A 19,064-nucleotide genomic window follows, 5' to 3' on the forward strand; every position below is an offset into this window, starting at 1 on the left:
CTACTCCTTTCTTAAATACTGATTTTTGAATCTATCAGAGTAATTTTTACTCATATCAACGTTTCCATTAATACCGCTAACTGAACCGGAACTGGTGTATTGCCACAAGTCATAAGCATGGTCTGGTGGCGTAGAACGATAGGCTGGAATCATAATGGCCCCAGCACGGCCAACGTTCAAATTGAATGAATTATACAGTTGATTTGCAATGTACAGGACAATCTTACTGTCTGGTACACCTAAACTGTTCAATTTATTCATATAGGCCTCAACAATGCCTCGCATGTCATTACCTGTGGTTTCTTCCACATCAATCATGTAAAAGCGAGGTTGCTTACCATTGCCTGCTTGCTGTGTCCTCGTATAGAGCGCCTGTGCCTCGTTTTCAGCACTAGCTGTATCACTAGCAGTCATGTATGAATAAACGGCGTAATTAGCGCCTATATTGCCTAATTCTGATAGGTTTCGTTGATACTTCAAGTCTTCACGATTAGCACCATACTGGACTCTTACAATGGCCAATGCTAGTCCAGCACTATTGACCTTATTCCAGTCAATATCACCCTGGAACTCGGATACATCAATAATTACACCACCATAGTATTGTGACTGTTGACCTTCTAATTCCTTCAGTCTTGCTTGCAAATCAGCAATCTCTTTATCCTGCTCAGGAATACGATTAGTCACGTCTAACAGTTCTTTGATTCGATTTTTTAAATCATTAGCCGTCTGTTGGGCGTTCTGCCTTTGCTGCTCGGCATACTGCATGGCCGCCTGATAATCTAGTTGATATTGTGACAATGTCCGGTTCTTCGTACCGATAGTCAATGACATCTTGTGTGGTTGTGTGATATCCATCTTCTTAGCGACTACCTGCAAGTCTTCTACCAATCCTAAGAATTGGTCGTGGATTGGGTAAAAGTTACCCATTTCAAACGACTTATACGTTGGGTCTAACAATGAAATGTCAACTACATCGACTGACCATGTTAGCAAGCCAACTCGTTGATTTTTCAGGTACTCTTGCCCTTTACTCATCAAAATACTAGGCACCTTCACGTTGTTCCACTCCACTGCTTTTTGAATAATCCCAAAGCGGTTAATCAAGGCCGTGTCATCTAAGTAACGAATACCATTATTGACGGTCTCAATCGTGGTCTTTGGTTGTGCAGCAGCCGTATCATCACTGGACTGTTCTGTCTGTCCTTGTTCAATCGACGACCCAATCGGCACTAATCGAGTGATAATGTCTCGGACATCGTAATCACGCTTGGCACTCTTGAGGTTCTTACCCAGCTTGATTGGTGTATCGATATGTTCGCCAACACTGGCTAAATACTCCAACACCAGTTGTCCATTTCCGTCACGATACCAAATTAAAAAGCCGCCTAAGCGACTGACCAACTTGTCTTTGATGGTGTCAAAGGTGTCTTGAGCATCATCCGTGTAACGATAGACATTGTCCGTACTATTAACGACGGTCACTCGCCCCAATTCAAAACGCTTGTGCGGTTCAACTTGCCGATTGTGTTCATCCACAATCATCTGCAGAAAGTCTCGAATACTCGTGTTTTGAACCTTGCGATACACTTGCGTGCTATCGTGCAAATAGGCTAAGCAGTCCTCACACTGTAACATTTGGGTATGGCTACCACTAAAGGCCCCATCAATCTTAACCACACGGCCGTCAAAGACGACCTTACCTGTGTTAGTGTCAATCACCCTAACAAGGTTCGCAATGGCTTCTGACTGACGATAGAGGCTGTTTTGCATTGTAATTGTAAAGGAGGCTGTTGATACACCATTGAATTGCATATCCAACTCACCAGAAATCGCCTTATTGCCATAATTACGCGGCTCATGCAGCACCTCGCCGACCTGATCACTGGCATTCTTGTAAACAATTACTCGATACATTAGAGCAACACCTCACTTTGGATGACAAATCTAACTGTCGCATTTCCCTTGATGATCACATGATTATTACCACGTTCCAACGAGAACAGGTAGTCTTTGGCTTTATCAGGAGCAAATTGATAAGACTGGCCGTTTTTAATGACTTCAATGGCATCACTTGTCACGACTGTTGGACTGAGACTATTCTCACCAATATTCATCAAATCAAGTTCACACTTACCCTCAATCTGGTATGAGAACGGTTGAATGAAGTCGTTATCAAAATCAAATGTGTCCCAGTCATCATAGTTGTCGATGCTGCTATTATTCTTAATAGCGAATGGGTACAGGTCAAATTCAATGCTTAAGACTAACTTATTATTAGCTTGGTCATCATCAATTTTTACGCTCTTGGCCTTGCCAACCCAGTAATACCCTTTATCGTGACTATCGTACAAACGCTGGTCAAACGGTGTCATAATCAACCGCTTTACTTTGTTTTCGACTAGCTTACGTTCAAAATAAGACACGTTTGGCATTGTAAATTGATAAGTGATAGACCGCTGATCATAAAAGCGCTCACCAGTGATATTGGAGAAATCAAGAATACCATTGGCATAACTCAAGTTCTCGGTAACAGTCTTCTCAGAAGGGGTGGGAGCTTCCCGCTCGACCAAATAAAACCCTTCTTCTTTAGAGTCAAACTGACCAAATTGTATTTTTTCGACAATCTCTATCATAGCTGGTTACGCCTCCTATCAGTCATGATGTCACCCAACGCTCCATCATATCCATTAGCCGTAGCTCCAATCATTTGGTTACCATTAATCGTGATGATTTGACCCTCACGAATGGCCTTAACTACCTCTCGCAACAGTCCATTGGTTGAATTATTAGCAGTCACTTCAATCTGGCTAACATTACGGCTTGTCTGCGTTGCATTAGCGTTTAGCTGTCCGCTGAAGTTGCTCTCCAAGTCATCAGCCATACCTGACAAATTAGATTTAACAGTCTTATATCCATTCATAATACCGTTATTCAACCCGTCCATGATAGCGTTACCAGCAGGAGTCAAAAGCACCTTATCGTATGAATAGGGTCCCTTCAATTTAGGAATAGCTTTGGTGATATCCTCAAAGATTTTCTTACCAGTATTCCAGGCACTCTTTACACCATCAATCAAACCATCAATAATTGCTTTACCACTATGAAACAATGACGAAGGCTTAATGCCATTAGCAATTTCATTAACAAATCCAGAACCTAATCCACCGCCTCGAGAGTATCCACTCTTGAATCCATCAATCACGTTATCAACTAATGTCGTTCCTGATGCCAATAATCGACCAGCAGCATATCCAATTTCAAACGCTAATCGTTCTACAAATGAAATTGCTGTATCAGTTAATTTATGAAGATTATCAGTAATACCATGCAATACCTTATCCAGAAGATCTAATCCTGAATCAACTAACCGTAATGCATTATCTGCAAGAGAATTCATCAATGTAATCACTAAATTAGTAGCAGCATCAATAACTCTTCCTAAATTATTTGAAATGGCGTTAATCATATTAACAATCATGTCAGTGAATGCTTCTACGATTAATGGTGCATTTGCACCAATCGTGTTAAATACTTGAATTAACATGTCAATGAACTTTTGGACAATAATAGGTACATTGTCTTCAATTGTTGCGATGAAAGTGAGAATCATTAATGCAAATCCTTCACCGATTGATTGTAGAAGTATCTTAGCGTTCTCACCAGCTTGGTTAGCATTATTTAATATTTCAATTAATCTTGAAATGGCATCAATAACCATTGTTATTCCAGCTGAAGCAATAAAGATAGCACCACCTATCGACACAAATAGTAACGATAGCGCGGCCAACCCAACTGAAGAGGCATCTAATACTGGACCAAACACACCAAGAGTAGCAATTATTCCAGCTATTGCCAGTCCAAATACACCGACAACTAACGCACCAGAACTTCCTGTTTTAGCAAGTCCTGTTAAGGCGAACGCCAGTACTGCCAAACCAGCAGTGATAATACCAATTCCCAGGGAAGCTTTTAGCAATGAATTGGACATTTTTGAAGTTCCTTTAGACGCTTTTTCAGCTCCCTGACCAAAGCTTTTAAACTTGTCCCCCAGGCTTGGTGCTTTTGTTATTCCTTCTAGCGCTTTTTTAAATTTGATAAAACCCGCAATTAAGACAACTAACACGCCAGCTCCGGCTATGTTTTGCAGTACCGTCTTAAAGGTTTCCATTTTATCCTTATTCTTAGAAACTTCTTCAGCAAACTCTTTGATTTTTTTAGCGGTTTTATCAACCCAATCATGGAATGGCTGAACATTGTTATAAGCCGAAACGAAAGCAGTTCCTAACAAGAAAACAAACGCAATTACTGGATGATTGGCTATTGCCATTAATGTTGATGAAACAGCATTAGTTGCTTTATTAAACGCCCAAACACCAGCAGAGGCACTCAAAAATCCGCTACCCATCGTCACAACTACGGGGCCAATATCCCGAATAATGGGACCCAGAGTATTGAATATGTCAACAATATAAGGAATTGAAGTTGAAATGATTTTATTTATAGTTTTAAAACTATCATCAATAACAACACGAGCCTTCAAGAACAACTCGGCAATACCACCTTTTACACCGGCTTGTTTTACACCATTGTCCAAGGCAGTTATCATGTCAGCCAATCCACGCACAATAGACGTTTTCATGATTGTAAATGATGTTCCAATTCCACCAGTTGCCAATCTTGCTGTGTTTGCAAATCCATCAACTCCACCATCCAACTGAATGAAACGATCATTCAACTCTTTCATTGTAATTTCGCCACTTTGCAGCTTATTATACAAATCATTCTTGGCTGATTCGCCAGTTAGGCCGAATGACTTAGCGACTTCTTGCAATGCATACGGCATTGTTTCAACCAATGTTCGCCATGATTGCATGTCAACCTTACCGGCAGCCAACATTTGGCTATATTGCTGAACGCCACGGCTAGCGTCCGCTGCGCTAGCACCAGAAGCCAAGAATGCATCATTCAATGCGTTTGCAGTTTGAGCTCCGCCCTTTGCTGAACCGGTTAAAATAGCAAAACTCTGAGCACTCTTCGTAATGTCTTGCAGTGACGTTGGCAGACCATCAATACCTTTTTTCAAGAGCTGAATCGACTCTTGAGTGTCTTGGGTAGAATAGCCCATTTGTTTCATCACTTTGGGATACGCATTCAACGTATCGAACCGTCCAACAGCACTAGATACGCTATCTTTAACAACATCTAATCCCTTGCTAATAACCGTAAAAGCGCCAGCTCCCTTAGCAATGTCCATTAAGCTTGCAGTGAGCTTCTTGGGCTGTTCTGATGTTTCTTGTAGGCCACGCTTCACCTTATCTAATGGACCCGAAAACATATCTTTCAAGCTAAATGTAGCGTTGATTGAATAGCTATCTGCCATTAATTACCTCCTTTCTTTAATTCTTGTAGCGCTTCTTCACGGGCCCTTTTAGCACGATCAGACAGCTCTTTTAGATGACTAACCTTAGCTTCATCCTCGGCGATTTCACCCGTTATTTTCTTACGTATTTTGGTGTAATTAACAATATCTGATGGCTTCTTAACAACATAGTTACCTTTCTCATCGGCACCCTGAACCATACGGCTTTCAAAAGCAAAGTTTGTCATCAACTCTTGCTGATCAATTGAACGCAAATCATGGGCTTGTTCCCTTAAATGAAGTTCATCCATGGTCATCATCTCAACTTGTTCCATGGTGGCGTTTGGCCACACATAGAAGCCCCTACGAATTAAGCTGGAGTATTTAACTCGGTTGTCTGGCTTTTCTCCGCCATTACCTCTTCCATCTTCTTGTCCATGTTGTCGAACGTGTCCTTGATTGGCTTGATAATCTTGGATACCGTTGTCTTCGTAAGAGGACTTACTACTAATAAATTTTCAACTGCTTCAAATGCTTGTTCCAAGTCATCAGCGTTTTCGACATCAGATTGAACTGTTGCCTCATCCTTACCAGACATGGCAGACAATGCCTTAACCAAAGCGTATGGGTCGCCACCAACAATCCCCATAACAATGTTTCCCATTGATTCGATATTGTTTTCAAAATCATTCTTTACAATTCCAAACGCTGACAAGAACTTGAACGTAACTTTCAAGTCGTATTGGTTGCCGTTAATAGTAATAGTTGCTTGTGACATAATAATTTCCTTTCATAGCAGCCGCCCCATAAGGTACTGTGCATTTATTGGCGACATTTAGTTAATTTACTTAGATGGTGTAGTAGCTGATGAACTAGATGAAGAACCATAGTCAGGCGCTTCATCAATTGGAGCAACTTCTGTGGCGTTTTTAACCGTGTCACGGAAGAAGTTCTTAACTGTAGCCACATCAACGGCTGATACCGTAGCGAGACCCTTGACCAATTCACCAGAAATGGTCAAAGTAGTCTTGATTGTGGTATTGCTGTCAACTTCTGCTGGAACTTCCCAATCAGACAAGTACCCGACGCCATATTGCGCCACATACTTGCCATTTTGTGGATCTTGAGAAAAGTCAATTTCCCATACTTCAACTTCCAGGCCCTTCTTTTGGGCATAAGCCAAAACTTGATTTGTCAAATCATCCGAAGCAATGGCCTCAATGTCGATAGTCGTTTCCAACGTTCCAGCAGAAACGATGTTGCCATCCTTAGTTGGCGTTGAATCATTTTTGCGACTATTCTTAATTGAATGAGTCGTTTGCAAGGCCAATCGTGTTGCATTCGCCTTATCCTTGTCCTGGAACAAGCGGAACATCAAGACCTTGTCTTTACCCTTAAGTGGTGTATTCATTCTTGTATCTCCTTCTTATAAATACTGAATATCAAGTTCCAAAACCCCGTGCCACAACGGAATGTCCGTTGATTGATCAGCAATCATTTGCTGACTGGTGTTGGTCACTTGATATTTGAAGTTATCTGTATGTTGATAATTGATAACTTTGGCTTGTAAATCATCCAAGATATCTAGCACTTCAGAACGGTGATTGAACTCCGCATACACATCGATTTGAATATGTGTTGTCCCTAACGTCCGCCCTTTAGTTGGAATATCTGCATTTTGCTGATTACCGACAAAAACAAAAGGATATGACTGGCTTTCGTCTGGTAAATAGTCGAAAGTGTCATACCCTTGTTTTTTAGACAGTTCTATTACTGTCTGAAATATTTCGTTGTACGGGTTGCTCATTTTGCCAACCTCTTTAGCTTTGAAATAAAGCTACTTCTTTCTTTGATGAACGGCGTGCCAAGATACTTACGGGCCGTTTGATAACGTGTTCCATATTCCTGATAAGCTGCGTAATCAGTATTGAATGAAACCATGCCAGTGTAGTCAGTAATTGTTACTTTTTGGCTGCGCTTTAATGTTCCACCTACATATCCTTTTGGCTTCTTTGACTTAACAGAGTAGCGCTGGCCATATCCAACAGGAACAAGTTCCAAACTCTTTCTTGCAACATTGACTGTTGACTCTTTGACAGCTTCTTTGGCTTCTTTCATCTTGCCAACTTCATCAATTCGCTTAATCAAATCATCAAAACCATCAAATTTTACTTCAAAGTCTGCCACGATATTCTACCCCGTAAATAGTTGAAGCACGATCAGTATAGGTACTGTTCTCAATCTTAAAATTATCGCCATCAATTACCATGTACCCTGAACGCACATTCACCTTGTTTTGGAATCGAACCGCAATCCGTCCCTGTTTGAATGAGCCAAACACTAGATTCTGAGCTTTAACGCCCATACTCGTGACATTTACTGGGTACACTTCTGTCTGCTTGACTAACTTGTCATCAATGAACTGTAATCGCTTGTTATACCGCATATAATCACCACATGATAATCTTTCCACGATTTTGCTCAGACATATAGCGAGAGATTGTTGAGGAATACTCATCAAAGTCACTGCTAGGATAGCTGATTGACTCTCCCTCTTGTGAATACGAAGAATAGCCCTCATTACCCAACCGATTAAATCGAGCCAAAACAACATGCTGAATAATCGGTTCGAGCTTCTTAGGGACTGAATCTTCATCAACTAACATGGCCAATTGTTCGCGAGTCATCGATTCCAATGTAGCAATTACATCATCTTGTAAATTGTCCTTAATGCCCGCCAATGTCTTGACTGTATCAAGGACACTTGGCTTATCAGTCATTTAAGGCCTCCTTACTTTGATTCAGTAGCTGGCTTTGCCTTAGTGTTAGCCTTTGCGTTCTTGTCATTAGAGTCTGTTCCTTCTCCAGGAACGGCACCAAGAACATCATCACCAGCGGTTACGTTCAGAGTTGCAAACGCATCCTGACGTACTGGCAATACGGCAACGTCCATTGTCACCTTCATGGCAACCATGTCTTGTTCGTACAAATTGATTGGAGTACCATCAGCGTTCGTCAATGTTGATAATTGAGCTGACTTGTCCAGTTCAACTTCCAAATTACCTGGCAATCCGTAGTACAAGTAGTCGAAGTTACCAAATACCAAGTCGCCCTTGTTCAATACGCCTTGTTGCGTGTCAACAACAGGCATTCCGTCCAATGTCTTTGCTGCTGAATCATACAACTTGTCTGGATACAAACCAGCATCCTTTTGAATAGATGTACGCAAGGCTGGGTTATTCGTCAAAGTTGACAGGAAGGCGTTACCTTGCAATCCCTTGTCATATAGCTTGTTTTCCAAAGCCAAAATGTTGTCATAGTTGATATCGCCAGTCAATACTGCGCCATTCGTCTTAGCAGCGTTAGCCAAAGAATCAGCGTAAGGGGTGTTAATTCCCTTGATAACAGCCAAGTCAATTGCCTTGTCCATTTGTTCAACGATCAATGGTGTTACTTCTGAGAAGAAGTTAGAGTACGAATAGTTCAAGAATTCCTTAGACACAGGAATAATGACGGCCAACTTCTTTGCTTCCAACTTTGCTTGCAAAAAAGTAGGCTTTGACGTAGCAATACGCTGTGTTTCGCCAGTCCAGTAAGCGCCACCTACACCAGTCATGAATGAGAACTTCTTAGTCTTTTGGCCTTGCATTTCAACATTCTTAGCGACTTGCAAGATAGCTGATTGACCCATGATCCGGTCAATAATAGTTGTGGCCACGTCTGATGGAACAGATTGAGTGGTCATCACGTTGTTCGGGTTAAATTGTTGTACCATGTTTTATTCTCCTTTATTTAATTACACGGTTTTTTTGTGCCAATTCAGCAATTGAAACAGCACCACTTAGTTTGGTAGATGAAGCACTTGGAGTCTTTTGCTTAGAAAGCTCATCAACTCGCTTGTTAACAGAATCAGCAATCAACTTCTTGAGATAGTTGATGTTATTGTTCGTTGTCTCCACATCATCGCTTAGAATCAACGACACCAATTCGTCTTCATTAGGTAGGCCAGCTTCAGCCAATGTAGACTTGGCTTGAATTGAATATTCGAGTCGCTTCAATTCCTGCTCACGCTTTGACAATTCCTTATCTCGGTCAGCTTGTTCTGCCTTAATTCGATCAGCTTCTGTCATGCGGGCTAACTTCTTAGCCTTGTCTTCACGTTCCTTAGCCTCTTCTTCCCACTTACTACGGGCAGTTTCAATCGCCTTTGAAACTTTCTTGTCCATGAAGCTATCGAGTTCAGATTGAGATTCAAAGCTAATGCCGTCTTTCTTGGTTTCAGCTTGTTTATCTTCGTTCTGCTCTTCTACAACTTCGGTTTGTGAATCTTTGTTTTCCATTTCTTACTCCTCCCATACACACCTAATCGACAGCAAAATAAAAAGACCCATACACGACTCACAGAGCCCCATACACGTCTTTAAATTCTTGTTACTATCGAATACTAGTCCGTACACGATAATTGTTATTTGAACAGTTTTAGGACGTATTCAGGTCACGTTTTAATCACTTAATGCCGGCATGATCGAACACATGCAATTGGGATGAAACGGATACATGTTCGTCCCAACTTCTGCTTCTGACAACTTATATGGTCCATCTTTAGCTATGCTAATACACGTCTGGCAAGCTCTTCGTTCATACACAATGTCATACATGTCAATACCTGACTGTTTGTACGAGTCAGACTGCACTTCACCCTGTACTCTTGAAGTCTCTGTAATTAAAAGACGTCCAGCTTGGTGTGGCTGCACGTCAAATAAATCTCGAAACTCTTTATTGAATTGGTTTGGGTTTTTACCTTGAAGAATGACCCTGTTCAGCGTATCTGTAAGCTTTGATTTAAGAGCTTCATTGTTCTTCCAGATGTTTGTACTGTATGAATACGAACCTTTACTAGATAGCGAATATGAAGCATTTACGATACTTGATACGGACTGTTCACTATAAGACAGTGACCGGCCTAGAATACTTGCTTGTCGTTTGTACTCCTGTATAGCTTGTTGCTGTAAAAATCGTTCTGCTCTATCAGTATTCTTCCCGTTAAGTCGGTCAATTTCTAGCTGGATTTCTAATTCTAGCAATTTTAGACGACTAACACGAATCTTCAAGTTATAAAGCTTCAAGTCAGCATTAGCTTGCGGGGAAAAGTCACGTTCATTAACATACTTCTCCACTTTATCAGTGAGACGAGTGACGTCTTCTTTGTCAGCCAACATCATCGCTTCATCCATCGTCATGGCGTTACCTTTGGCATAACGTGAATAGTTTCGGACGATGTCATCTTGAATATCTGACAGTGCCTGGTCAAATGAATGCTTCATTACCTTAAGCTCATCATTTACTGACTTTTTGATGTCTTCCGCATGATCTAACTCACGTTGTACCCAATACTCCTTATCCTTCTGCGCCATCGGACGTCACATCCTTGTCTATATTCTCATTGTCGAACTTCAAAACATCGTTACCGTCGTTTTTCTGTTTGGCTTCTTGTTCAAGGTTGTTCTCTTCGTTCTGAGCATCAGTGAAGTGTGTTTGGTCGTACATCGTCTTACGCGACAATGGTACGCCCGCCTGTGTCAGCATTTGGACTTCTTCGCTTACTGCGTATGGCAAGTTCGGTGTAAACGTGATATTGACTGGCATATAGTTAGACAATCCCCCCTTCAAATTAGAAGTTAATGTGCCTAACAATTCATACCGCCGACCAAGTGACCGTTTGAATGAATTCATTGTCTGGGCAATGGCCTGCTCAAATCCAAAAATCTTATAACGCATTGCAACACCACTAGCATTTCCACCAAACGATTCATCAGCCAGATTAGGCACGTTCGACATCATGAAAATGTCCTTGAACAGCCGTTGCTGATAGTTCTCACTCGCCGTTGAATTAAACTCTGGGTTAATGTACTTGGCATCAATACTAGTACTGTTACCTTCTCTGTCCGTTCCTGACTGCAAGGCCAACACACCATACTGCTTGATATTATTGATAAGCTGGCTCACACCGTCTTTCCCATTTGGTGCCTGGAAGTCACCGCTAATGACCAGCAACGAATTAACAACGTCAGTCATGTAGTTTGACGTGTCAGAATTAACGGCATCATAGGCATCAATCAGACTAATCACGTCTTCATACCAACCTGTGCGGTATCGATTGCTTGAATACTCAATGATTGGCACTTGGTTGTAGAAGTGAGGCGTGCTGCCTGTTACCTTCAACGAACCAACAGCCTGTGTAATGTTAGCGAATGTGACAATCTCATTAGCTGTGTACAAGCTAACACTGTACTGTGTCTGGTTATTATCAAGCGTATCAATTTCAACAAGTCGAATGGCCGCCAACGGATTGCGCTCAATCGTGTTGTCATAGATAACAAAAGTTTCGAATACATTAGATAACTTAACCTTGTTGTTCGAGTTTTCATCACGATATTGCAATTCATATGCTCGGCCATACTTAGCCACGTCATACATCAGCTCATTATCAAGTGTCGCTACATCGTTGTATTGATTGAACGTATCGATTAATTCCTGTTCGCTGTCATCGCCAACGGTGTATTTAACTGGAACAGATGTCGTATACCCAGCCACGAACTGTGCAATAATCTTGCCGAAATTGTGCGCCCTACGATAATCAGCCTTATTCTCTTCCTGGCGCTTAGGTCGGCTATAAATTGTTGAATTAAGTCCTTTTGAGTACTCATCTAGTACTTGCAACCGTGGAACTTGGTAATCTAAAAAATGCTTGATAATTTTACCAAGCATCAGATAGTTATTATTAGTTAGGTCGTCTAATGAACTGACCAGATAATTGATATTACTTGCCGTATCGAACGGGAATGACTCACCGTTCATAATCGACTTAATATCTCTCTCAAAATTATTAACTACTGCCATTACATATATCCTTTCAGCTTAGCCAAGTCAGAAATGTCCATTGTGTTCTGATCCATGGCCAGCTTATCGTTATAAATCACATAGCGGATGGCATCCATCAAGTGGTCATTTTCCTTCACTACGTCGCCATTCTTGCCCCAAACGTAGCGGTATATTTCACTCCTAAATGTCGGGCAGTCGTCATAGACAACGTTGAACTGATTGTTGTGAATTTTGTCAGCCACCGCTTCGATACCATTAGCAACGTTCTTATTTGCCTTAAAGGCCCTGATGCCATTCTGCTTCAGGTCATAGATGTGTTCTGGGTTGGCCGTATCACAATAGAAGATAATATCGCCAAAGCGTTCTTGAATATCTTTGGCAACGTTGATCCAATGGTCAATCGGCTTCTTGCTATCAACATGCTCTTCCATCAACGTATACTTGCCGTCTTTGAATCCAATCACAGCAAAAGCAGTTGGGTGATTGAATCCCCAATCGACACCGACCATAAACCGTTCATAGCTTTGGTCAAACGCCTTATTACGAGTAACAGTCATTGTTTCCTTGTTAAATTCAGGATAGACAGCACCTTCTCCGCTGACCCACAATCCCTTGATATAACGGTCATAGAACATGCCAGGTGGAACAGTTGCTTTGTAATTCTTCTTGTAAGCTTCGTCCAACATTTCGTTGTCGTCGAACTCGAAGTGGTATGCCCGAATGCCATCGTGGCCTGATTTCTCAATGTAGTCTTTTAACAGCCAATGTTCCGGGTTATCAGGGTTCGTGTCACAGATAACAATGGCACCCTTACCAGAACAACGGGAACGAATTTCATCAAAGACGACCTTATTACACAGACTAGCTTCATTGATGTAAGCACCAAATGCCGTCATTCCTCGAATGCGACCAATACCAGAGATTGAACCAGTAGATGTCTGTACGATACGAACACCCATTAATTCAAACTCGTTATACTTGTTCATTTGAATGCTAATGCCCATATTCTGTAGTTCGGCAATGATGTTTCGTTGAATGTTGGCCATAGTATAACCAGCCAGAATGTACTGCGGATTCGTTACACCAACTTCGTCAGCGTTCTTCTTAGCGTTAGCTACCAGCATGAGGAAAAGTAAGTTGTCTAAGAATGTTTTTCCACTTCGCTTGGCCCCATATAAAATAAGCAATTTCAAATCACCTAATGTACGATTTACCTCGGCAATTACTTGATGTTGTTTAGTTGTTAGTTTCATTCAACATCTCCTAAACTATCTGCAATACTACGCAGCATGTCATCTTGATTGTCACCGCCACCTTGCAACTCTTTAGCCTTTGCTTCCATCAAGTCTGCTTCAGCTTTGTTTTTTCGTTGCTTGTTTGTTTCGGTAGAAATCTTACCATCAGCCAATAGATACTCTAGTAACTTGTCACGGGCCTTGTTACGGTCATGAAGCTCAACAATTGGTCCATCTTTACCAACAGTAATCTTCTTAATAGCCTTAGTATCGACCTTTGACTTATCTTTTAAAGCAACCCAAGACTTGTGTCCTGTTAGCTCTTTTCCGGTCGCTTCATCGGTATATTGAAACTCATCAGAACCCCAATCGGCATACGTTCCAATATCAGCTTTTGCCTCTTTTGCCATATCATCAACCAACGAAAAAACGTCTATGTCGAGCTCTGATAATCGAGCCTGACGTAGACGTTTTATTTCGGTTTGAACCTTAGCATTTCTTAGCAATCGCGATCCATTAACCATCGCTGTTTCATAATCAACATCATAAGCATTTATATATGCCTGTGTTTGATTGGCAAGTCTTACAACCTCTCTAGCAAAGACTTTTTGCTTGTCAGTAAGGTCGCTATCTTCCAACTCTTGAATTGCCGAATGCAGCTCTTTTTTGTGTGCACACTTTTTCGTTTTTGTGTGCACACTTTTTTCAACGGGTGCACCCTCGGATTCTTTATTCCAGTGTCTCGTTTTCCACGACTTAACTGTATTTAAAGTTACTCCGTATTTGTCTGCAATTTCCTTATACTTCATTCCAGCTAAGTAGTCTTGCTTAGCTTCATCACGTTTTGTCATGTCATTGGCGCTCCTCCTTTCTTCTTGATATATGTACTAAAAAAGACAGCCTAAGCTGCCTTTAATAATCTAATTATCTTCATTTTCACTTTGTTCATCTTTACCATTGATAAACATACCAACTACTGACAAAAATGTCGTACCACCAAACAAGGTTCCTGCAATAGGATGGCCAAAATAAACAAGTGAGAATGTACATCCAATCATGGCCACCGCAACAAATAATGCAGCTCGATTACCGGACTTTCTAGAATGCCAATATTCTTTTTGTTCTTTCTTTTCTAATGACCTACGGTGATCGGATTCCGCCATAATATCATCAATAATTTTCTCGGCTGACCCAGGAGCAATCTTTTCAAGACGTTCCAACTCTTGGGAGTTAGGCAAAGGCCCTAACGATAAGCTCCTTTTTGCCACTCCATTTTCTTCTGTTGCTGATACAAATTGCTTATCGGCCATAATTTTTAATGGTCTTTCTCAAATCTTCGTCAACAGAAACCCAATCACCATAAAGTTTATCATCATCAGACTTAGAAAGGTAACTTTGAGATTTATAATCACTACCGTTTTTAGCATTAACAATATGGTTATATGGCGACACGACAATACGCATAGTATCCTTAAAAGAACCAGCAAATACTTCAGCTACTTCTTTAGTCACTGATGTGAATGCTTGTAAAACTTGTACTAACATAATATCGCCTCCTTTTAGTCTATGGATAAATTGTATCATTATTTTTATTATCGAACATTAAAACTATTGCCTAACATTCACAACGTCACTCCAAACCATAACATCTTAGCACCAATGATCATGATACCAGTTGCTCCGGCAAGCAGTCCGCCTAACAACATATAAGCCACTGCATTAGCCATGTGTGCCATTCTCTTAGTAACCTTAAACTTCAAATAATCTTTCATGTTTTCCTCCAAAATAAAAACCGCCGTTAGATTTAACTAACTAGCGGTCACTTATCAATAATTTATTTAGTTCACTGGCGGATGGCAGTAAACTGTACAAGCTTAACAATACCAACAACCAACAACATAATTCCGAGGAACTCCCATAGTAGTAGTCCACCAAAGAATGGACTTACTACCAATGTAATTCCTGCAAGTAAACTGATTAAGGCAGAAATGAACGGCCATACACGGTTACTTCCCAAACGGTTAATAACGCTCATTTGTACAACACCTTCAATGACCCAAGTCAAACCAGTAAACACTCCTACTACGATGAACAACGACAAGGTGGCCGTTTCAATATCAATAAAGATAAACAGACCAGCTACCATGTAAAGGATAGACATGATAATACCAATAATACGGTTGGCGTTACCCTGATCAGTATTACGGGCGGAAACCAAAAACTTTGATACCCCAATTGCGAAAAAGGCAAATCCAATCATGCCTGCAACAAAACTGGCACTTTTTTCAGGCCAAATTGTGATCAGCGCCCCAATAACTGTCGAAATCAATCCATCAATTCCAATTGTGCGTCGAACTCGTGATGTAAATGCATCCATCTCAACATCTCCTAACTAATAAATTTTATTCATTTCAATTATATATCAAATATTAATTTATTGTCATTTAATGTCAAAAATGACCATTTCCAAAATGGAAACAGTCATATGTACCGCAACCATAACCGCCAGGAAATGGTCACATTTGCTCGCTCTTAGTTGACACATCAACTAGTCATCGCAAGCTAAGAACAACACGGGAATCGCACCCGTAACGATATTTCTAACCGTGGCGTTGATTTAACAACCGCTTGCAGGCAACCACGAGCCACTTGGCTTTGTTCATAACGGGAACGAGCTAACCAATGCGAGAAATTGAAAGAAAAAGTAAGCATTCATGACAAGACACCGTTTGAAGATGGCCGCTCATTCCCTTGGCTATCTGAAATAACCACAATACAAATATAACACCTTTTTTAAGGCAAAAAGTCGCATGATAGTCGCATGTTTTTAGAGGGTCAAGTTTTCCACAGGTCGGGACCAATGAGAATTGTAATACTTTTCCTTCATATGCTGTACATCACGAATGCACTGGCTCTTAGACTTGTACATCATTTGAGCAATTTTAGGCCACACATAGTGCTTTTGCTCGTCATAATGATAATCAAGTATTGTGACAATCTGCTGGTCGATTGTTTGCATAAACTGTTTCACCGACTCATACCGTATAGTCAACTGGATAATTTCGGGGTCTGACTCTTCCCTAATAATCTGATTATCAAGCGCCCGGCTAATTTCATTTTGCTTCTTCCCACCGCCAATGTTTTCATCACGAACAGGGTTATCAAAACGCAACTCAAAACGGCGCCAAGCAATCTGCTTTTCAATTGTCCCCGAGAAGTAATCAGTAAATAACTGATCAACTGTATATCCCAAATTAATCACCCCCTTTAATACTGATTATCGTTAATCTTGCTTACCTCAATGACAATTCTCTCTTCGTCGCTAAATCGCTTCTTAGCGTTAATGTCACACAGCATGGCGTCGTCCTTCCACAGAATGCCGTTTAAGGCGTCCTCGGTGCTCTTAATGTAGTTGCTAAGGTCTGGCTTTTTGAATGGCAACAGTTCGCCAATAATAGCCATTGTATGCTTAGCCTTGCTTAATGACTTAGGCGGCAGAATGTAGAAGGTAACGTTCAGTGCCAACGCCCCACTCAACGGCTCGAAGTAGTTCACACTCTTTTCAAGGTTAGCTAGGTAAGCAAGCTTCTTTTTGTAGTTAACCGTCTTTAATGGGTCATACAAATATTTCTTGTTTTTGTAATATCCAGCCTTGCTAAGGACTTTCTTAACACCAATACGAGGACGTTCTTGTTGCTGTGGCTTGATGTCAAACTCAATCTTTATCGTTTCCGCCATCTAATTCTCCCCGTTAAAATTAAAGCCATCACGATTAACTAATCCTTGTGATTCCAGCTCCCTGTAGTAGTCAGAAAAGCGCCCGTACATAATCATGAAACCACCGTCTATCTTATCAACTGACAACTGCTCGCAGTCATCGTCAATCATGTTTAGAATTTCAGGAGTATGTTTGTTCAAGTTACTTACGATGATTACTTTTGTTTCAAAAAATATATCCATCAGAGACCCTTCTATGGTTTCTTTTCATAGGGTGTCAACTTCTCAAATTCGAAATCAGTTTTTTTAGCTTCTGTTTCGGTAATTTTGATAGCCTTATTTAAATTAACGTCAGAAGTTACCATTCCGGAAATATTATCCTTTACCAACCAGAAACCATTAACTGTTCGCCAGTAATATGGATTTTCTCCTCTAAAACCTTCTGAAATTTTTTTACCATGCATTTTCAAATCAGTTATACTGCTCATCACTCCACTCCTGTTTTCTCCAATAGTTCTGGGTTCTCGTGAATGTTGCCGATGACCTCAATGGTATGCTTATCATTAGCAGCCCAATACTCCTGCCGTGCAATAGCTTTCCCGAAGTTAATGCAGTAGCCGAACTCAGGACTATACTCAATTACTCCAACCTTGTCATCAGGGGACAAGATGACAACATGCAACTTTACAACATCAGACTCATAGATGTCTTTACCGTTCTTGTCGTGCAGTCCTGTAAATTGCTCTACCACAGTATCGTGAACAATATCTTCAACTAGTTCGTCGTCATTAACTTCACCGACATCACCGTTGTCAGCATAAATGACGTGTTCTTCTGGATTTAACCATTCTTCCCATTTCTTGTCCCACGCCCTAAACTTAATCTCTCTCATGTTTTCTCTCCAATAATTCTGGGTTCTCGTGAATGTTGCCAATTACCTCGTAATTTACTTCAAATTCACCTTCTGAAAATGCCATTTCTGGTCTATCTGTGCCTGTGTCGCAAAATCCATCGAAGGTGAAATAATAGTCTTCATAAATCACATTACCGACAGTAACTTTAGAGAATCCGTAAACCTTAACAATATCGCCCTCATAAATCTCTTTGCCTTTTTTGTCATGCAGGCCAGTAAATTGTTCTAAATCCCACTCGCTTTCAACTTCACCAATAATTCCAGAAGAATCAACAATGCATTCTGCACCGTTTATGCCAAAGTCAATTGTTTTAGCAAAAACCATTTCTTTAGCAAATCTATCCCACGCCCTGAACTTAATATCTCTCATGGTTATTCACTCACCATTCCCTCTTTAGCGTAGATAGAATCTACATACTTATAATCTTTAAGACCGTTTCCACGTCTTGCACCATCTAAATCGTATGTGTAAGCCCAACAATCTTCTTTGTGGTTCTTAAACCTATATCAAATTAGCTCTTGTTTACTCATCACTTCACCTCTTCCTTGTCGAACATGTCTGGGTTATAGCCGGTTTCGATGATTTCTTTTTCGGTCAAGGGACAACGGTTTAAATAACTAAGTCTCACGATACCTTGAGCTTTATTAAGGTGTAGAAAGACATTGTATACATTAGGGTTCTTATATCGCCAAAAGTACCTATTCTCTTTCTCGACGAATTGTTCATGCGCCCCGTCACGAGTACGTGGGTTCATAATTGCCACAATTTCTGACCAATCATTAATAAGGTTAAAATCATTGCCTAATTCTTCTTGAAAGTGAATGGTAACGCTTGGGTTTAAAATGCCCATATTGTCTTCTCTATTAAACTTATTAAACTTATCAAACAAATCAACAATCTTCTGATATTCTTCTTCAGTGAATTTTTTAGTCATAAATACACCTATACCAATTT

General features: G+C 40.7%; 26 protein-coding genes. All 26 read right to left on the minus strand.

What is annotated here, in order from left to right:
• The 26 genes from G6R28_RS04040 to G6R28_RS04165 all read right to left on the minus strand — a co-directional run bounded on the left by G6R28_RS04040 (position 1) and on the right by G6R28_RS04165 (position 19,044).
• A complete protein-coding gene (locus tag G6R28_RS04040; RefSeq protein ID WP_213792963.1) occupies positions 1–1,917 on the minus strand; it encodes a phage tail spike protein in 1,917 nt (638 codons plus the stop codon).
• Positions 1,917–2,636: a hypothetical protein gene (locus G6R28_RS04045; protein WP_213792964.1), complete on the minus strand. Its 720-nt coding sequence runs from the start codon at positions 2,634–2,636 to the stop codon at positions 1,917–1,919. Before G6R28_RS04045 ends, G6R28_RS04040 begins: the two co-directional genes overlap by 1 nt.
• The gene (locus G6R28_RS04050) at positions 2,633–5,383 is read right to left on the minus strand and encodes a tape measure protein (RefSeq protein WP_213792965.1); all 2,751 of its coding nucleotides are present in this window, start codon (positions 5,381–5,383) and stop codon (positions 2,633–2,635) included. Before G6R28_RS04050 ends, G6R28_RS04045 begins: the two co-directional genes overlap by 4 nt.
• Positions 5,383–5,697 carry a hypothetical protein gene (locus tag G6R28_RS04055; protein WP_213792966.1) on the minus strand — a complete coding sequence of 105 codons (315 nt, stop codon included), beginning with the start codon at positions 5,695–5,697 and terminating at the stop codon, positions 5,383–5,385. Before G6R28_RS04055 ends, G6R28_RS04050 begins: the two co-directional genes overlap by 1 nt.
• Before the next feature lie 35 nt (positions 5,698–5,732).
• Complete coding sequence (locus tag G6R28_RS04060; protein WP_213792967.1) at positions 5,733–6,140, minus strand: tail assembly chaperone; 408 nt, start codon at positions 6,138–6,140, stop codon at positions 5,733–5,735.
• 66 nt (positions 6,141–6,206) lie between these two features.
• Positions 6,207–6,773, minus strand: a complete 567-nt coding sequence (locus tag G6R28_RS04065) for a phage major tail protein, TP901-1 family (RefSeq protein WP_213792968.1) — start codon at positions 6,771–6,773, stop codon at positions 6,207–6,209.
• 15 nt (positions 6,774–6,788) lie between these two features.
• Entirely contained in the window at positions 6,789–7,169 is a 381-nt protein-coding gene (locus G6R28_RS04070) for a hypothetical protein (RefSeq protein WP_213792969.1), read from the minus strand.
• Positions 7,166–7,549: an HK97-gp10 family putative phage morphogenesis protein gene (locus tag G6R28_RS04075; RefSeq protein ID WP_213792970.1), complete on the minus strand. Its 384-nt coding sequence runs from the start codon at positions 7,547–7,549 to the stop codon at positions 7,166–7,168. The genes G6R28_RS04070 and G6R28_RS04075 overlap by 4 nt, the downstream gene beginning before the upstream one ends.
• A 263-nt stretch (positions 7,550–7,812) precedes the next feature.
• A complete protein-coding gene (locus tag G6R28_RS04080) occupies positions 7,813–8,142 on the minus strand; it encodes a phage head-tail connector protein (RefSeq protein WP_213792971.1) in 330 nt (109 codons plus the stop codon).
• Positions 8,143–8,153: 11 nt separating this feature from the next.
• Positions 8,154–9,137, minus strand: coding sequence for a phage major capsid protein (locus tag G6R28_RS04085; protein ID WP_213792972.1), 984 nt, complete (start codon positions 9,135–9,137; stop codon positions 8,154–8,156).
• Between the two features lie 13 nt (positions 9,138–9,150).
• Entirely contained in the window at positions 9,151–9,702 is a 552-nt protein-coding gene (locus G6R28_RS04090; RefSeq protein ID WP_213792973.1) for a DUF4355 domain-containing protein, read from the minus strand.
• Positions 9,703–9,864: 162 nt separating this feature from the next.
• Positions 9,865–10,776 carry a minor capsid protein gene (locus tag G6R28_RS04095; RefSeq protein WP_213792974.1) on the minus strand — a complete coding sequence of 304 codons (912 nt, stop codon included), beginning with the start codon at positions 10,774–10,776 and terminating at the stop codon, positions 9,865–9,867.
• Positions 10,760–12,262, minus strand: a complete 1,503-nt coding sequence (locus G6R28_RS04100) for a phage portal protein (protein WP_213792975.1) — start codon at positions 12,260–12,262, stop codon at positions 10,760–10,762. The genes G6R28_RS04095 and G6R28_RS04100 overlap by 17 nt, the downstream gene beginning before the upstream one ends.
• A complete protein-coding gene (locus tag G6R28_RS04105; protein WP_213792976.1) occupies positions 12,262–13,497 on the minus strand; it encodes a PBSX family phage terminase large subunit in 1,236 nt (411 codons plus the stop codon). The genes G6R28_RS04100 and G6R28_RS04105 overlap by 1 nt, the downstream gene beginning before the upstream one ends.
• A complete protein-coding gene (locus G6R28_RS04110) occupies positions 13,494–14,330 on the minus strand; it encodes a terminase small subunit (protein WP_213792977.1) in 837 nt (278 codons plus the stop codon). The genes G6R28_RS04105 and G6R28_RS04110 overlap by 4 nt, the downstream gene beginning before the upstream one ends.
• A gap of 69 nt (positions 14,331–14,399) precedes the next feature.
• On the minus strand, positions 14,400–14,789 hold the full coding sequence (locus G6R28_RS04115) for a DUF2335 domain-containing protein (protein ID WP_213792978.1): 390 nt from the start codon (positions 14,787–14,789) through the stop codon (positions 14,400–14,402).
• Positions 14,779–15,024 (minus strand): hypothetical protein, encoded by a 246-nt coding sequence (locus G6R28_RS04120; RefSeq protein WP_213792979.1) that lies wholly within the window; start codon positions 15,022–15,024, stop codon positions 14,779–14,781. The genes G6R28_RS04115 and G6R28_RS04120 overlap by 11 nt, the downstream gene beginning before the upstream one ends.
• Positions 15,025–15,101: 77 nt before the next feature.
• Positions 15,102–15,251 (minus strand): hypothetical protein, encoded by a 150-nt coding sequence (locus tag G6R28_RS04125; protein ID WP_213792980.1) that lies wholly within the window; start codon positions 15,249–15,251, stop codon positions 15,102–15,104.
• Positions 15,252–15,322: 71 nt separating this feature from the next.
• Positions 15,323–15,856, minus strand: a complete 534-nt coding sequence (locus G6R28_RS04130; RefSeq protein ID WP_213792981.1) for an HdeD family acid-resistance protein — start codon at positions 15,854–15,856, stop codon at positions 15,323–15,325.
• A 450-nt stretch (positions 15,857–16,306) separates the two neighbouring features.
• Positions 16,307–16,732, minus strand: a complete 426-nt coding sequence (locus G6R28_RS04135) for a DUF722 domain-containing protein (RefSeq protein WP_213792982.1) — start codon at positions 16,730–16,732, stop codon at positions 16,307–16,309.
• Positions 16,733–16,746: 14 nt separating this feature from the next.
• Positions 16,747–17,217, minus strand: coding sequence for a RusA family crossover junction endodeoxyribonuclease (locus G6R28_RS04140; RefSeq protein ID WP_213792983.1), 471 nt, complete (start codon positions 17,215–17,217; stop codon positions 16,747–16,749).
• On the minus strand, positions 17,218–17,397 hold the full coding sequence (locus G6R28_RS04145; RefSeq protein WP_213792984.1) for a hypothetical protein: 180 nt from the start codon (positions 17,395–17,397) through the stop codon (positions 17,218–17,220). It abuts the gene before it with no gap.
• Positions 17,398–17,450: 53 nt separating this feature from the next.
• Positions 17,451–17,684 carry a hypothetical protein gene (locus G6R28_RS04150; RefSeq protein ID WP_213792985.1) on the minus strand — a complete coding sequence of 78 codons (234 nt, stop codon included), beginning with the start codon at positions 17,682–17,684 and terminating at the stop codon, positions 17,451–17,453.
• Positions 17,684–18,088: a YopX family protein gene (locus G6R28_RS04155; RefSeq protein WP_213792986.1), complete on the minus strand. Its 405-nt coding sequence runs from the start codon at positions 18,086–18,088 to the stop codon at positions 17,684–17,686. Before G6R28_RS04155 ends, G6R28_RS04150 begins: the two co-directional genes overlap by 1 nt.
• The gene (locus tag G6R28_RS04160; protein ID WP_213792987.1) at positions 18,075–18,479 is read right to left on the minus strand and encodes a YopX family protein; all 405 of its coding nucleotides are present in this window, start codon (positions 18,477–18,479) and stop codon (positions 18,075–18,077) included. The genes G6R28_RS04155 and G6R28_RS04160 overlap by 14 nt, the downstream gene beginning before the upstream one ends.
• Positions 18,480–18,639: 160 nt before the next feature.
• Positions 18,640–19,044 (minus strand): hypothetical protein, encoded by a 405-nt coding sequence (locus G6R28_RS04165; protein ID WP_213792988.1) that lies wholly within the window; start codon positions 19,042–19,044, stop codon positions 18,640–18,642.
• Positions 19,045–19,064 lie beyond the last annotated feature (20 nt).

The organism is Fructobacillus papyrifericola, from assembly GCF_018437235.1.
Classification (GTDB): Bacteria; Bacillota; Bacilli; order Lactobacillales; family Lactobacillaceae; genus Fructobacillus; species Fructobacillus papyrifericola.